Annotated in this window: 13 protein-coding genes; 1 reads left to right on the forward strand and 12 read right to left on the reverse strand. The window is 70.9% G+C overall.

Annotation, left to right across the window (positions count from 1 at the left end; translation table 11 throughout):
• The 6 genes from ACWDS7_RS18380 to ACWDS7_RS18405 form a co-directional block, all read right to left on the reverse strand.
• Positions 1-275: STAS domain-containing protein (locus ACWDS7_RS18380; RefSeq protein WP_451930240.1), on the reverse strand; the 275-nt coding region annotated here is incomplete at its 3' end.
• A 188-nt stretch (positions 276-463) separates the two neighbouring features.
• Entirely contained in the window at positions 464-1,057 is a 594-nt protein-coding gene (locus ACWDS7_RS18385) for a response regulator transcription factor (RefSeq protein ID WP_306856427.1), read from the reverse strand.
• Positions 1,054-2,256, reverse strand: a complete 1,203-nt coding sequence (locus tag ACWDS7_RS18390; RefSeq protein WP_451930241.1) for a sensor histidine kinase — start codon at positions 2,254-2,256, stop codon at positions 1,054-1,056. Before ACWDS7_RS18390 ends, ACWDS7_RS18385 begins: the two co-directional genes overlap by 4 nt.
• A 49-nt stretch (positions 2,257-2,305) precedes the next feature.
• Positions 2,306-3,103 (reverse strand): ABC transporter permease, encoded by a 798-nt coding sequence (locus tag ACWDS7_RS18395; RefSeq protein ID WP_451930242.1) that lies wholly within the window; start codon positions 3,101-3,103, stop codon positions 2,306-2,308.
• A 91-nt stretch (positions 3,104-3,194) separates the two neighbouring features.
• Positions 3,195-4,256 (reverse strand): ABC transporter ATP-binding protein, encoded by a 1,062-nt coding sequence (locus ACWDS7_RS18400; RefSeq protein ID WP_451930243.1) that lies wholly within the window; start codon positions 4,254-4,256, stop codon positions 3,195-3,197.
• A 95-nt stretch (positions 4,257-4,351) separates the two neighbouring features.
• Positions 4,352-7,501: a S41 family peptidase gene (locus ACWDS7_RS18405; protein WP_451930244.1), complete on the reverse strand. Its 3,150-nt coding sequence runs from the start codon at positions 7,499-7,501 to the stop codon at positions 4,352-4,354.
• 65 nt (positions 7,502-7,566) lie between these two features.
• Between ACWDS7_RS18405 and ACWDS7_RS18410 the strand changes: the two genes are divergently transcribed.
• The gene (locus tag ACWDS7_RS18410; protein WP_306856422.1) at positions 7,567-8,157 is read left to right on the forward strand and encodes a cob(I)yrinic acid a,c-diamide adenosyltransferase; all 591 of its coding nucleotides are present in this window, start codon (positions 7,567-7,569) and stop codon (positions 8,155-8,157) included.
• Positions 8,158-8,256: 99 nt separating this feature from the next.
• Here ACWDS7_RS18410 and ACWDS7_RS18415 read toward each other — a convergent pair whose 3' ends face one another.
• From ACWDS7_RS18415 to atpA, 6 genes are all read right to left on the reverse strand, one after another.
• Positions 8,257-8,964 (reverse strand): choice-of-anchor C family protein, encoded by a 708-nt coding sequence (locus tag ACWDS7_RS18415; protein ID WP_306856421.1) that lies wholly within the window; start codon positions 8,962-8,964, stop codon positions 8,257-8,259.
• A 307-nt stretch (positions 8,965-9,271) separates the two neighbouring features.
• Complete coding sequence (locus ACWDS7_RS18420; protein ID WP_451930245.1) at positions 9,272-9,682, reverse strand: DUF2550 domain-containing protein; 411 nt, start codon at positions 9,680-9,682, stop codon at positions 9,272-9,274.
• A 41-nt stretch (positions 9,683-9,723) separates the two neighbouring features.
• A complete protein-coding gene (locus ACWDS7_RS18425) occupies positions 9,724-10,131 on the reverse strand; it encodes a F0F1 ATP synthase subunit epsilon (RefSeq protein WP_306856419.1) in 408 nt (135 codons plus the stop codon).
• Positions 10,132-10,196: 65 nt separating this feature from the next.
• Positions 10,197-11,624 (reverse strand): F0F1 ATP synthase subunit beta, encoded by a 1,428-nt coding sequence (gene atpD, locus ACWDS7_RS18430; protein ID WP_306856417.1) that lies wholly within the window; start codon positions 11,622-11,624, stop codon positions 10,197-10,199.
• A gap of 1 nt (position 11,625) precedes the next feature.
• Positions 11,626-12,525, reverse strand: a complete 900-nt coding sequence (locus tag ACWDS7_RS18435) for a F0F1 ATP synthase subunit gamma (RefSeq protein ID WP_306856416.1) — start codon at positions 12,523-12,525, stop codon at positions 11,626-11,628.
• A gap of 3 nt (positions 12,526-12,528) precedes the next feature.
• The gene (gene atpA / locus ACWDS7_RS18440) at positions 12,529-14,178 is read right to left on the reverse strand and encodes a F0F1 ATP synthase subunit alpha (protein WP_306856415.1); all 1,650 of its coding nucleotides are present in this window, start codon (positions 14,176-14,178) and stop codon (positions 12,529-12,531) included.
• Positions 14,179-14,190 lie beyond the last annotated feature (12 nt).

Below are 14,190 nucleotides of genomic sequence, written 5' to 3' on the forward strand. Positions count from 1 at the left end.
CCCCTCCTCCCCCCCGCCTCTCGTCTGCTGCGCGGGCGCCGCCCCCCGCGCCCCCGGCCGGCCCCCTCCGCGCCGCCCCGCCGGCGGTGGGTGCCCACCAGCACACCGAGGCCGGTGGCGTCGATCATCTCCAGCCCGGAGAGGTCCACGATCAGATCGCCGCTGCCGGAGTCGACCGCCTCGTGCAGCCGTGGGCGCATCCCGGCGACGGTACCGACGTCGAGCCGGTTGCCGACACTGATCACTTGGGCTCCGGGGTTTCCGGGGACGCGCATGCCACCTCCTCAGATCGGGCCGCGGGGTGGACGCGACCGGACGTAATCTTGGTGCGCTACCGCGGGCGGACGGTCACGCAACGCGTTTCACGATTTCACGGCGGGCGGGACGCGGTCTCCCCGCGTGCCGTGTCCACCTTCCCTGCCACCATGGGCTCCCCCTGCCCCAAACCAGAGGGAAAATACCTTTAAAGCCAACCTTTTTCCTGGGCCGCGTGAATGGCGGTGATCCGGTTGCTCGCGCCCAGCTTGGTGATGGCGCTGGACAGGTAGTTGCGCACGGTGCCCTCAGTGAGGTGCAGCGAGGCCGCGATCTCCCCGACCGAGGCGCCCCGTGAGGCCAGGGCCAGGGCGTCGCGCTCGCGGTCGGTGAGCGGGCTCTCCCCCGCCATCATCGCCGAGGCCGCCATCTCAGGGTCGAGATAGCGTCCGCCGGAGTTTACCTTACGGATCGCGGTCGCCAGTTCGTCGGCGGAGGCGTCCTTGGGGATGAAGCCGCGCACCCCCGCCGCCAGGGCCCTTCTCAGGTATCCGGGGCGCCCGAAACTGCTCAGCATCAGCACCGCCTGGCCGGGCAGCGTCTCGGCCACGCTCAGCCCGTCCATCCCCGGCATCTCGATGTCCAGCACGATCACGTCGGGGCGGTGCTCCTGTACGGCCTGCGCCACCAGGTCACCCCTGGCGACCTCGGCCACCACCTCGATGTCCGGCTCCAGGCCCAGCAGCGTGGCGATCGCCCCGCGGATCAGGTGCTCGTCGTCGGCCAGCAGTACCCGGATCACCGGACCCCCTCCAGCGGGATCATCGCCCGCAGTCTGAACTCCCCCGCACCGCCGGCACCGGCGGTGACGGTGCCGCCCATGGCGGCCACCCGCTCCGACAGGCCGATGAGGCCGGTGCCGCCGCGCCCGTCCACCGTCCGCACCCCGTCGTTGGTCATCTCCAGCACGGCGGCGCCGTCGCGGATCGCGATCGCGATCCGGCACCGGGTCGCCGAGCTGTGCCGCAGCACGTTGGTGGTGCCCTCGCGGACCACCCAGGCCAGCAGCGTGCCCAGTTCCTCCGGCACCTGGCCCCCCGGCGCCTCCAGCGTGCAGCGGATGCCGTCGGCCTCCAGCACCGCGGTCATGCTGCGCAGTTCGGCGTCGAGGTCGACCGTGCGGTAACCGCGCACCGCCGTGCGGATCTCCTTCAGCGCCTCCCGGGCCAGCCCCCGGACCTCGTCCATCTCACCGGCAGCCCGCTCGGCGTCGACCTTCGACAGCTTGGCCGCCACCTCGCTCTTGACCGCGATCGCCGACAGGCTGTGCCCGACCAGGTCGTGCAGGTCGCGGGAGAAGCGGAGCCGCTCCTCGGTGACGGCCAGCCGGGCCTGGGCCTCCTTGCCCTCCTCCGCCGACCTGACGACCTCCCAGAACCAGAGCTGGAAGCGGTTGGCGCAGGGCAGCGCCAGCCCGGCGCCGACGAAGGCGCCGATCATGGCGGACCGGTCCTTACCCTCGGACGGTGCGATCATCGCGTGGCCGAAGACGGTGCTGTAGTCGTCCCCGAGCGACGCCAGCAGCAGGGCCGCCGCGGCCGCGCCGACGGTGACGACGGCCGTGCCGACCCTGCCCAGCAGCAGCGCCGCGCCCGCCGCCCAGGCCGGGGCCACCAGACCCCAGGCCCACAGGTGGCCGCCCTGGGTCAGCAGGAGGACGGCCGCGAGCGCGCCTGAGGCCACGAGTTCGCGGTTGGCCGCGAGGCCGGCGACGGCGGCCTTCACCATCCTCATGTAGAGGACGCTGAAGACGACCAGCCCCAGCAGTCCGAGGACGAGGACGGGCGTCGGGCCGCGCCTGGCCTCCGCGATCCCCGCGATGACCCCCAGCCAGACCAGGAGTATGCCCGTGGTCAGCGACCAGAGGGTGAACCGGCGGAGCCGCTCGACGGATGTCCGCTTCCTGCGGCGGGGGAGCACGTGCAGGACGGAGCGCCTCAAGCGCCCCGCCCGTTCTTCGTCAGCATTCATCAGCATTTCGCAGTGAACGTTATCCGTGCCGGGGCTCCCACCGGAACAGCCACCTGGCCAGCAGGGCCGCCACCGCGATCCAGGCCAGCAGGAGCCCGAACGAGGGCAGCGCCGCCATCCACTGCCCGGCCATGCTCAGCGCCTCGCCACCACCGGAGATGTGGTCGGTGCCGAGGAAGGCCGTGCGCATGATCTCCACGACCGGGGTCACGGGGAGCAGGCCGGAGATCACTCCCAGCGGGCCGGGCAGCGCGTCGGTGGGGAAGACCACCGGCGCGCCGATCATCATGACCAGGATCACCGGCAGGACCGTGATCTGGGCCAGCTCGGCGTTGGGCGTGATCCCGGAGAAGGCGGCGGCCAGCAGGCCGAACAGCACGACCCCCAGGACGGCCGCGGCCACCAGCATCGGCACGTTGGCCGGCAGGAGCCCGTCGGACTTCCGCATCCAGATCGCCAGCAGCGCCACCTGCCCGAGGTAGAGGGCGAGCGCGCCGAGGGCGGCGCCGCCGAGGACCGCCGGCGCGGACGGCTGGCCCCCGCGCAGCCGCTTGAGCACCAGCTCCTCACGCCGCGCCGTGAAGGAGTTGACCAGGTTGATGAAGACGGCGAACCCCAGCATCAGGCCGGGCACCCCGGTCAGCACGTAGAGCTGCCCGGGCACCCCGGCGACGTCCATCCCGTTCTGGGTCTGGGTGAACATCCAGGCCATCAGGAGCGGCAGCAGCAGCACGTTGAACAGCACCGTCGTGTTCCTGCCCACCAGGGTCAGGTCGAGCCTCGCCAGCCGTACGGCGTGCAGAACGTCGGTCTTCATGATCACTCACCACTCCTCGTCCGGACCGTCCACCACATGACCGCGCGCCCTCCGCCGGCCGTCACGCCGGGGGCGCCCGGCGCGCCTCCGCTCATCGCCCCTCCCCCACCACGCTCATGAAGACGTCCTCAAGGGTCCCCCGGCGTACGGCGAGCCGTTGCAGGACCTCGCCCCGCCCGTCGGCCCAGGCCAGCAGCGGCCGGAGCGCGGCGTGCGCGCGGAGCTCGGCCTGTCCGCCGGTGACGGTGTAGGCGACCTCGGTGCCGCCGTCGGCGTAGGTCAGCACGGGGGTGACGCCGTCCGGGGCGGGCAGGTCGCCGAAGGTCCATGAGGTGCCGGGGAGCCGGAAGGCGATGGTGTCGCCGGAGCCGGCCACCACCTCCTCGACCGTCCCGTAGGTGTGGATGTGGCCCTCGTGCATGATTGCCAGCCGGTCGGCGAGGCGCTCGGCCTCCTCCAGGTAGTGCGTGGTGAGCAGCACGGTGGTGCCACCGGCCCGCAGGTCCTCGATCACCTGCCACGTGGTCCGGCGGGCCTCGGGGTCCATCCCCGTGGTCGGCTCGTCCAGGAAGAGCACCTCCGGCCGCGAGAGCACCGCGAGCGCGAGGTCGAGCCTGCGCTTCTGGCCACCCGACAGCTGCCGTACCTTGGTCCTGGCCTTGCTCTCCAGGCCGACCAGCTCCAGCGCCCCCATGGTCGCCCGGTCCACGCCCCTGACCCGGCCCAGGAGGTTGAAGCCCCCGGGCAGCGCGGTGCTGCCGACCAGCGTGACCGGGCGGCCGGCGTCCTCGCTCAACCCGTTCCACAGGCTCACGGTCTCGGCCACGGTGAGGTCGCCGAGGAAGCCGCCCTCCTGCAGCATGATCCCGACCCGGGGCCGGAGCAGGCGGTGCTGGCCGACCGGGTCGAGGCCGAGCACCCGGACCGTGCCGGCGGTGGCGGGCCGGAAGCCCTCCAGGACCTCCATCGTGGTGGTCTTGCCCGCGCCGTTGGTGCCGAGCAGGCCGAAGATCTCACCCTTCGCGACGGTGAAGGAGACACCGCGGACGGCTTCGAAATCACCGTACTTCTGCCGGAGCCCGCCGACCTCGATCACGTTCCCGAGGTCGGCGGCTCCAGTGTGGGACGCGTCCGCGAGCTGCGCTGTTCTCATGCGGACAATCGTCGCGTTTCACTGTTTTAGCAGGTAGTCGCCGATATCACCGGACGACCACGGATCTTTCAGCTCCGTGGGATGACAAATGTCAGCTACGGGCGGGGCGGCAGCGCCGGGCGACGGCGGGAGGGACGGGTCCCGGGGTCGGGCGGGGTGGCCGCGGGGCGCTCGTCGAGGGCGGCCAGCGCGAGCCGTACCGCCTCCTCGATCTGCGGGTCCCGGTCGGCGGCCCAGTCATCGGGGGTGATGTCCACCTCGACGTCGGGGTCGACGCCGTAGTTCTCCACTCCCCAGCCGAGCCCCTCGAACCAGAAGGAGTACCGGGGCACGGTGATGTGCGAGCCGTCGACCAGGCGGTGGCCGCCCTCGATGCCGATGACGCCGCCCCAGGTGCGGGTGCCCACCACCGGCCCGAGCTTGTGGATCTTGAAGGCGGCGGTGACGATGTCGCCGTCGGATCCGGCGTCCTGGTCGGTGACCGCGACCAGCGGGCCCCGCGGGGCGTCCTCGGGATAGGTGATCGGCGTCATGCCCCTGGGGAGGTCCCAGGCGATGACCCTGCGGATCAGCTTCTCGATGACGAGCTCGGAGGTGTGGCCGCCCCGGTTGCCCCGGACGTCCACGACGAGCGCCTCGAAGGTCATCTCCCTGCGCAGGTCGCGGTGGAACTGCGCCCAGCCCTCGGCGACCATGTCGGGGATGTGCAGGTAGCCGACACGGCCGTCGCCGAGCTCGCGGACATGCGCCCGGCGCCCGGCCACCCAGTCCTGGTAACGCAGGCGCCGGTCGTCGTGGAGCGGTGTGACGACGACCCTGCGCCCGCCGCCCAGGGTCAGCTCGACCGGTTTGTCCCCCGCGCCGACCAGCAGCGGGGCGGGGCCCTGCGGCGGCACCGGGCGGCCGTCGACCGCCAGCAGCGTCTCCCCCGGCTGGATCCCCACGCCGGGCACGGCCAGCGGGGAGCGGGCGTGCACGTCGGAGGACTCACCCGGCAGCACCCGGTCCACCTGCCAGCGGCCGTCGCCGTTCCTGGACAGGTCGGCGCCGAGCAGGCCGACCGGGTCGGAGGCGGGGTGCCCCCAGGGGGCGCCGTCGACGTAGGCGTGCGAGCTGCCGAGCTCCCCGACGACCTCCCAGAGCAGGTCGGCGAAGTCGTCGGCGGTCGCCACGCGCTCCACCAGCGGCCGGTACTCCTCCAGCACGGCCTCCCACTCGACGTCGGCCATGTCCTCGACCCAGAAGTCCGCGCGCATCCGGCGGCCCATCTGGGTGTAGGCGTGCCGCCGGTAGGCCCGCGGGTCGGCGGTGATCCGGATCCGCGAGAGGTCGACGGTCGCGTCGTCGCCGTTCTTGCCGGTGACCGGACGGACGGTGAGCGTGCCCTTGTGGGAGACGACGAGCTGGGTGCCGTCGCCGCTCACCCGGTACCAGTCGAGCTTGTCGACCACTTCCTCCCACTTGCGCTTGACCAGGTCGTAGCGGTCCAGCGCGGGTTTGGGGGCCTCGCCGCCCACCTCGTCCCGGTCCTCGCCGAGCTCCCCGGCCAGCGGCTCGCGCAGCCAGACGAACCCGCCCTTGACCGCGCGCAGCGCCGAGTAGCGGCCCTCGGGCACCGGCACCTGCACGACCCTGGCGGCGATCCCCTCCAGGTCGACGGTGATCGAGGTGTCGTCCTTGCCCTTCTTGTCGTCGTCGTCCGGCTCGCCGACGGGACGCCCTTCGGAGCTGGGCGCGAACGGCGACGGGGTGGTCGCCGACAGCGGCACCAGGTAGGGGCGGTAGCCGAACGGGAAGGACATGTCGAAGGAGTGCGCGTCGTAGACCGGGTCGAAGCCGCGGCGCGACAGGAACGCCAGGTGGTCGCCGGCGAACGCGGGCGAGATGTCCACGAACCGGCCGTCGGTGACGTCGGTGACGGCCCGGTCCACCACCCGGGCCAGCCGGATCCGGCGCAGCGGCGTGGCCTCCGGGTGCGACCAGGCCAGCCATGCGGAGTCGGGCGACCAGGCCAGCCCGTCGATCTCGCCGTTGGCGGCGGCCAGTTCGGTGACCTCCCCGGAGGCCACGTCCACCAGGTGCAGCCGCCCGTCCCTGGCGGCGACCGCGATCGTGTTCGCGTCGGGCGCGACGGCCAGGTCACCGACCTCGCCGAGCTTGCCCGCCGCGATCCTGCGGCTCTCCCCGCCGCTGGCCGGGCCGATCTCCAGCCCCTGCCGCTCCCCGTCGTCGAAGACCCACACCACCCGGTCCGTGCCGAGGATGCGCGGCCGTCCCGCCGACAGGCCGGTGCTGAGCTGCCGGGCCGGGCCGTCCCGGTGGGTGATCCAGTGCACCGAGCCCTGGATCTCCACCGCGCTGGCCCGCCCGGTCGCGTCCACGGCCAGGTCGTGCAGCCTGCGGCCCGCGTTGATCTGGTACGGCTGCCGCCCCCGCAGCGGGGAGCCGAGCGTGACGTCGAGCTTGCGTGTCTCGGCGTCGAGGCCGTCCAGCAGGTAGAGGTCTCCGGCGTTCTGGTAGACGATCCGGGTCCCGTCGGTGGTGGCGTGCCGGGCGTAGAAGACGTCGTGGTCGGTGTGCCGGCGCAGGCCGGTGCCGTCCAGCGCGCAGGAGTAGAGGTTGCCGACGCCCTCGTGGTCGGAGAGGAAGACCAGGCGCCCGCCGACGAGCATCGGGCTGGCGAAGTGCCCCTTCACCTCCGCCAGGAGCCGGGTGAAGTCACCCCCCGCCTGCTGGACCCAGAGGCGCCCCGCCGTACCGCCCCGGTAGCGCTTCCAGGTCGCCGGGTCGCGGGCGAGGGAGGCGGTGAGCAGCGCCACCGCGTCCTCGGTGACCGCCAGATCGGTGACCGGGCCGTAGGGCAGCCGCTCGGCCCGGCCCTCGCCCAGCGTGTAGGCCCAGGTCCGGGAGGCGAAGGGCTGACCGGCCGCACTGATCGCGAGGATCTCGCCGTCCGGCGTCCAGCCGCGCGTGCGGGTCCGGCGGTCGCCCCAGTAGGTCAGCCGCTCGGCGGAGCCGGACTCCAGGTCGGCCAGGAACACCTCGGGCGCCCCGTCGCGGACGCTCGTCCAGGCGACCTTGGCGGCATCGGGGGACAGCCGGGGATGGCCGGCGGGAGCCCGGTCCGAGGAGAGCCGCCAGGCCCGGCCGCCCTCCGCGGGAGCCGCCCAGACGTCGTCGTCGGCGACGAACGTCAGCGTATCGCGGGAGATGTGGGGGAATCGCAGGTAAAAACCAGAAACCATTGGTAAATCATATTGTCCACTATCAGGACAAACTTAAATATTTTCCGAGCGATACGCTGAGCCACATGACGCGAGCTGACAGAGACGAGCCGGTGGTGCTCTCCAAGATCTACACACGGACCGGCGACGACGGCACGACCGCGCTCGGCGACATGAGCCGCACCCGTAAGACCGACCCCCGCCTGGCCGCCTACGCCGACGTCGAGGAGGCCAACGCGGCGATCGGCGTGGCCCTGGCCACCGGCGCCCTCGACGAGGACGTCAGCTCGGTCCTCGGCCGGATCCAGAACGAGCTGTTCGACGTCGGCGCCGACCTGTGCACCCCGGTCACCGAGGCCCCCGAGTTCCCGCCGCTGCGGGTCGAGCCCTCCTATGTCGAGTGGCTGGAGGCGCGGTGCGACGAGTTCAACGGGCGGCTCAAGCCGCTGCGCAGCTTCATCCTGCCGGGCGGCACCCCGGCCGTCGCCCAGCTCCACGTGGCCAGGACGGTGGTCCGGCGGGCCGAGCGGACCACCTGGTCGGCCCTGGAGGCGCACGACGACGTCAACCCGCTGACCGCCAAGTATCTCAACCGGCTGAGCGATCTGATGTTCATCCTCTGCCGGGTCGCCGCCCGCGGTGAGGAGATCCTCTGGAAGCCCGGCGGCACCCGCTAGCCGTCCCCGCCGCCCGCGGCTCGCCTCTCATCGCCTGCGGCCCGTGGCGAGCTGGGGCACGCGGGTCCCGGCGGTCCGCCGGGGCCCGCGTGCCGGCCGTCAGCCGGCCCCTCCGACGCCCTCGTTCCCGGCGCCCGTGTTCCCGGCGCCGGCCTTCCCGATGATGGCGTTCCCGGCGCCGGCGTCCTCGATGCCGAGGTCCCCGATGCCGATCCAGGGCAGTCGCGGAGCGACGATCACATCGTCGACCGCCGGGCCGTACACCCCGGCGGTGGTCGAGACGAGGGCGAGGGTCGCGGTGGTGTCCTGTGCGCAGAAGGAGAACTTCTCCCGCACGTAGCCCATGTTCTGGGGCGTCTTACCGGTGGTGTCGAAGGAGAACGCCCGCTGGACGATGAGCGGGCCCTGGGTCACCCGCGCGTATCCCGTCTTCACCACCGGGCCGCCGTGGGTGTTGCCCGCCAGGGCGTAGCTGACGGTGTAGCAGCGTCCGGCCGTCGTGGCGAAGGACTGCTCGATCCGTCCGGCCCCACCGCCCGACAGGTCGACCGACTGCCGTCCCTTGGCGGCCCGCCAGGGACCCGCGAAGCCGATCAGGTCGACCGAGCCCGCCGTGACGTCCCACGGGCCGATCGTGCCGCCCGCGTTGATCTGGAGGACCCCGGGGCTCAGCGGGGTCTCGAAACTGCCGTTGGCGATCAGTGGGAGCGCGGCCGAGGCGTGCGCCCCGGCGGAGGCGGAAAGGGCCAGGGCGAAGGCCGCGGGCAGCGCGACGGCCGGCCCGGCGACCCACCGGCGGCGCTTCATCGGAACCATCATGATTTCCCCCGTTATGCATGAGCTGAGCTCGTGACAGGACGGCCGGCCCGCATGACGGGACACCGCGCGTCACACGCCGGCGGACCGCCACGCGGAGTGGCCACACGATGATCCACAGTAACGACGGGGAGGCGATCCGCCTCCATGGCACGCCCGTCTGGTGTCGAGAGTCGGAGACGCGATCAACGGCGAGAGCCGGAGGAGAGGGAGGGACGCCGCGCCGGGCGCGCGGCCCGCGGGGGAAGCGGGGAGCCTGGGAGCCGGAGGGCCGGGGAGCTTGGGAGCCGGGGAGTGATCAGGCGACGTCGAGGTAGGCGCCGGGCGGGGCGGACTCCAGCCAGGCGACGAAACCGGTGAGGGCGCGGTATCCCATGGCGAGCTCGAACGCGCTCTGCCCGTTGCGGCACTCCAGTGCCGTCACACCCTCGATGAACCCGAAGAACTCACCGGAGCCGACCCTGCGACGCCCGGAAACGACAAGGCCGCGCCTCACGATCACGTGGCGCGGCCTTGGAAGCAGACCTATGAGTGGGATCCAGTTGAGCTGGCCGTCGGCGTAACGGGCTACCCCTACACGCCAGCCCCGCTCTCCCGACATCGGGCGCAGACAACACAGCACCGACCCCCGGGAGCGGGTCAGGATCAGCACACGGGAGGCGAGGAGGGCGACGAGCAGCGCCACCACGATGAGTACGTCCAGCACCATGCCTGCCGCCCCCAAAAAACCGTACCGCTCAGAAGCAGAATTTATCCGACTTCCTCGCCGGCCGCGCGCAACCGGGCCCTGGCGCGCTTGGCCGCGACAGCGGCGTCCGCGTCCTCCTGGTTGGCCTCGATCGAGGCCTGCGCGCGCTGAAGCGCGTCCTTGGCCGCGGCGACGTCGACCTCGGAGCCGAGCTCGGCCAGCTCGGCCAGGATCGACACCTCGTCGTCGGCCACCGAGAGGAACCCTCCGTGGACCGCGGCGATGAGGTCGCTCTCGCCACCACCACGCTTGACCGTCAGCACGCCGCCCTCGACGAGAACACCGAGCACGGGCGCATGCTTAGGCATGATACCGATCTCGCCGTCGATGGTCTTGGCAATCACCATGTCGGCCTCGCCGGACCAGATCTCACGCTCCGGCGAGACGACGCCTACTCGCAGCTTCGCCACGTTCTCTCCAGTTCCTTTCGAACCAGGCACCGGTACGGCCCGCGCCGTACCGGTGCCACAGGCGACTAGCGGGCGAGTTCCTTGGCCTTGGCGATGGCCTGCTCGATGCCACCGACCATGAAGAACGCCTGCTCGGGCAGGTGGTCGTACTCGCCGGCGCACAGGCCCTTGAACGAGGCGATCGTCTCGTCCAGCGGCACGAACTCACCCGGCTGACCGGTGAACGCCTCGGCGGCGTACATCGGGTGGGAGAGGAAGCGCTCGATACGACGGGCCCGGTTCACGGTGACCTTGTCCTCTTCGGACAGCTCGTCGATACCGAGGATCGCGATGATGTCCTGCAGCTCCTTGTACTTCTGCAGGATCCGCTTGGTCTCCTGGGCCACGCGGTAGTGCTCCTCGCCGACGATCTGCGGGTCGAGGATCCGCGAGCTGGAGTCGAGCGGGTCCACCGCGGGGTAGATGCCCTTCTCCGAGATCGGCCGCGACAGAACGGTCTGCGCGTCGAGGTGCGCGAACGCGTTGTGCGGGGCCGGGTCGGTGATGTCGTCCGCGGGGACGTAGATCGCCTGCATCGAGGTGATCGAGTGACCGCGGGTCGAGGTGATGCGCTCCTGGAGAACGCCCATCTCGTCGGCCAGGGTCGGCTGGTAACCCACCGCGGACGGCATACGGCCGAGCAGGGTGGAGACCTCCGAACCGGCCTGGGTGAACCGGAAGATGTTGTCGATGAACAGGAGCACGTCCTGCTTCTGCACGTCACGGAAGTATTCCGCCATGGTGAGGGCGGAGAGCGCGACGCGCAGACGGGTGCCCGGGGGCTCGTCCATCTGGCCGAAGACGAGAGCGGTGTCCTTGAGGACGCCGGCCTCCTCCATCTCCAGCCAGAGGTCGTTGCCCTCACGGGTACGCTCGCCGACGCCCGCGAAGCACGAGGTTCCGGAGAACTTCAGCGCGACTCGGCGGATCATCTCCTGGATCAGAACGGTCTTGCCGACACCGGCGCCGCCGAACAGACCGATCTTCCCACCCTTCACGTACGGGGTGAGGAGGTCGATGACCTTGATGCCGGTGGGCAGCATCTCGGTGCGCGACTCAAGGGTGTCGAAGGCCGGGGAGGGGCGGTGGATGCCCCACTTCTCGGTGACCTGGAGGGAGGCGGTCGGCACGTCCAGGGACTCGCCGAGCGCGTTCCACACGTGGCCCTTGACGACGTCGCCGACCGGCACCGAGATCGGCGCGCCGGAGTCGGAGACCGCCGCGCCGCGGACCACGCCGTCGGTGGGCTGCATGGAGATGGCGCGGACCAGGTTGTCACCCAGGTGCTGGGCGACCTCCAGGGTCAGGGTCTTCGTCTCCCCACCGAGGACGACGTCGACGTTAAGGGCGTTGTAGATCTCGGGCATCGCCTCGACGGGGAACTCCACGTCGACGACGGGACCGGTGACCCGCGCGACGCGGCCCACGCCGGTCTCAACAGTCTGTGCAGTCATTTCACTCTTTCCCCGCTGCGGCGTCAGCCAGCGCGTTGGCGCCACCGACGATCTCGCTGATTTCCTGGGTGATCTCGGCCTGACGAGCCTGGTTCATCTGCTGGGTGAAGACCCGGATGAGCTCGTTGGCGTTGTCGGTCGCCGACTTCATGGCCCGGCGACGCGAGGCCTCCTCGGCGGCCGCCGACTGGAGCAGCGCGGTGAAGATGCGCGACTCCACATAACGTGGCAGCAGCGTGTCGAGCACGGCGCCGGCGCTGGGCTCGAACTCGAAGTAGGGCAGCGGCGTGTCCGGAGCCTCGGTGGTCTCCTCGACCTCCAGCGGCAGGATCCGCTTGACCACGACTTCCTGCGTCAGCATCGAGACGAACTGGGTGGAGACGATGTGGATCTCGTCCACCCCGTCCTCGGCCGAGAACGACTCGATCAGCGCGTCGGCGATCTCCTTGGCGTCGGCGTAGGCGGGCTTACGGGAGAATCCCGTCCACTGCCCGCCCATCGTGCGACCACGGAAGCTGTGCCAGGCGACGCCCTTGCGGCCCGTCACGAAGGGCACGGGCTCGATGCCCTTGCCCCGCAGCAGGCTGCTGAGCGCCTCGGCCTCACGCAGGATGTTCGCGTTGAAGCCGCCGCAGAAGCCGCTGTCGCTGGTGACGACGAGCACCGCCGCCTTGGCCGGCTGCGCCTTCGCCACCGTCAGCGGGTGGTCGACGCTGGCGGTGTTGCTGACGACGCCCGTGACGGCGCGAGTGATCTCGCGCTCGTACGGCACCGCCGCCTGCATCCGCTGCTGAGCCCGCACGATGCGCGACGAAGCGATGAGCTCCTGGGCGCGCGTGATCTTCGCGGTGGACTTGACCGACTTGATCCGCCGCCGCAGCAGTCTTAGCTGGGCACCCATCGGCTACTTCTTCTCAGCCGTGCGGACGTGCTTGGTGATCTTCTCCTGGCCGACCTCTTCGGCACCGAGCGCCGCGACCGGCTCCTCGTTGACCAGCAGCTCGCCCGCCGAGGTCTCAAAGGTCTTCTTGAACTCGGTGATCGCGTCCTTGAGAGCCGTGACCGTGTCGTCCGACAGCTCCTTGGTCTCGCGGATGCCGTCGAAGATGCCCTTGTTCTCGCGGGCCAGGTAGTCGAGGAAGTCCGCCTCGAAGCGGCGGATGTCCTCGACCGGGACGTCGTCGAGCTCGCCGGTGGTGCCGGCCCAGATGGAGACGACCTCCCGCTCGACCGGGTAGGGGCTGTACTGGGGCTGCTTGAGCAGCTCGACCAGACGCTGACCCCGCTCCAGCTGTGCCTTGGACGCGGCGTCCAGGTCGGAGGCGAAGGAGGCGAAGGCCTCCAGGTCGCGGTACTGCGACAGCGAAAGGCGCAGCGTTCCGGCGACCTTCCGCATCGCCTTGGTCTGGGCCGAGCCGCCGACACGGGAGACCGAGACACCGACGTTGATCGCCGGGCGGACGCCGGCGTTGAACAGGTCGGTCTCGAGGAAGACCTGGCCGTCGGTGATGGAGATGACGTTGGTCGGGATGAACGCCGAGACGTCGTTGCCCTTGGTCTCGATGATCGGCAGACCCGTCATCGAGCCCGCGCCCATCTCGTCGGAGAGCTTCGCGCAGCGCTCCAGCAGACGGGAGTGGAGGTAGAAGACGTCGCCGGGGTAGGCCTCACGGCCCGGCGGGCGGCGCAGCAGCAGGGAGACCGCGCGGTAGGCGTCGGCCTGCTTGGTCAGGTCGTCGAAGACGATGAGGACGTGCTTGCCCTGGTACATCCAGTGCTGGCCGATGGCCGAGCCGGTGTAGGGGGCAAGATATTTGTAACCAGCCGGGTCGGACGCCGGAGCGGCGACGATGGTGGTGTACTCCAGCGCGCCCGCCTCTTCCAGGCGGCCCTTGATCTGGGCGATCGTCGAGCCCTTCTGGCCGACGGCGACGTAGACGCAGCGGACCTGCCTGCTGGGGTCGCCGGAGAGCCAGTTGTCCCGCTGGTTGAGGATGGTGTCCACGGCGATCGCGGTCTTGCCGGTGCCACGGTCACCGATGATCAGCTGGCGCTGGCCACGGCCGATCGCGGTCATGGCGTCGATCGCCTTGATGCCGGTGGCCAGGGGCTCCTTCACCGGCTGGCGCTGGACGACGGAGGGGGCCTGAACCTCCAGAGGGCGCAGGCCCTCGGACTCGATGGCGCCCTTGCCGTCCAGCGGGTTGCCCAGGGGGTCGACCACGCGGCCGAGGAAGTTGTCGCCGACCGGCACGGACAGGACCTCGCCCGTCCGGCGGACCGACTGGCCTTCCTCGATCTTGCTGAAGTCGCCCAGGATAACGACACCGATCTCCCGGACATCCAGGTTCAGTGCCAGACCACGCGTGCCGTCCTCGAACTCAAGCAGCTCGTTCGCCATCGCCGAGGGAAGGCCGGAGACATGGGCGATGCCGTCGCCGCAGTCGACGACGGTCCCGATCTCCTCGCGCGCGGCGCCTTCCGGCTCGTACGCCTGGACGAAGCGCTCAAGCGCGTCCCGGATCTCGTCCGGCCGGATCGTAAGCTCCGCCATCTCTCTTCAGTC

Source organism: Streptosporangium sp. NPDC003464 (genome assembly GCF_053588315.1).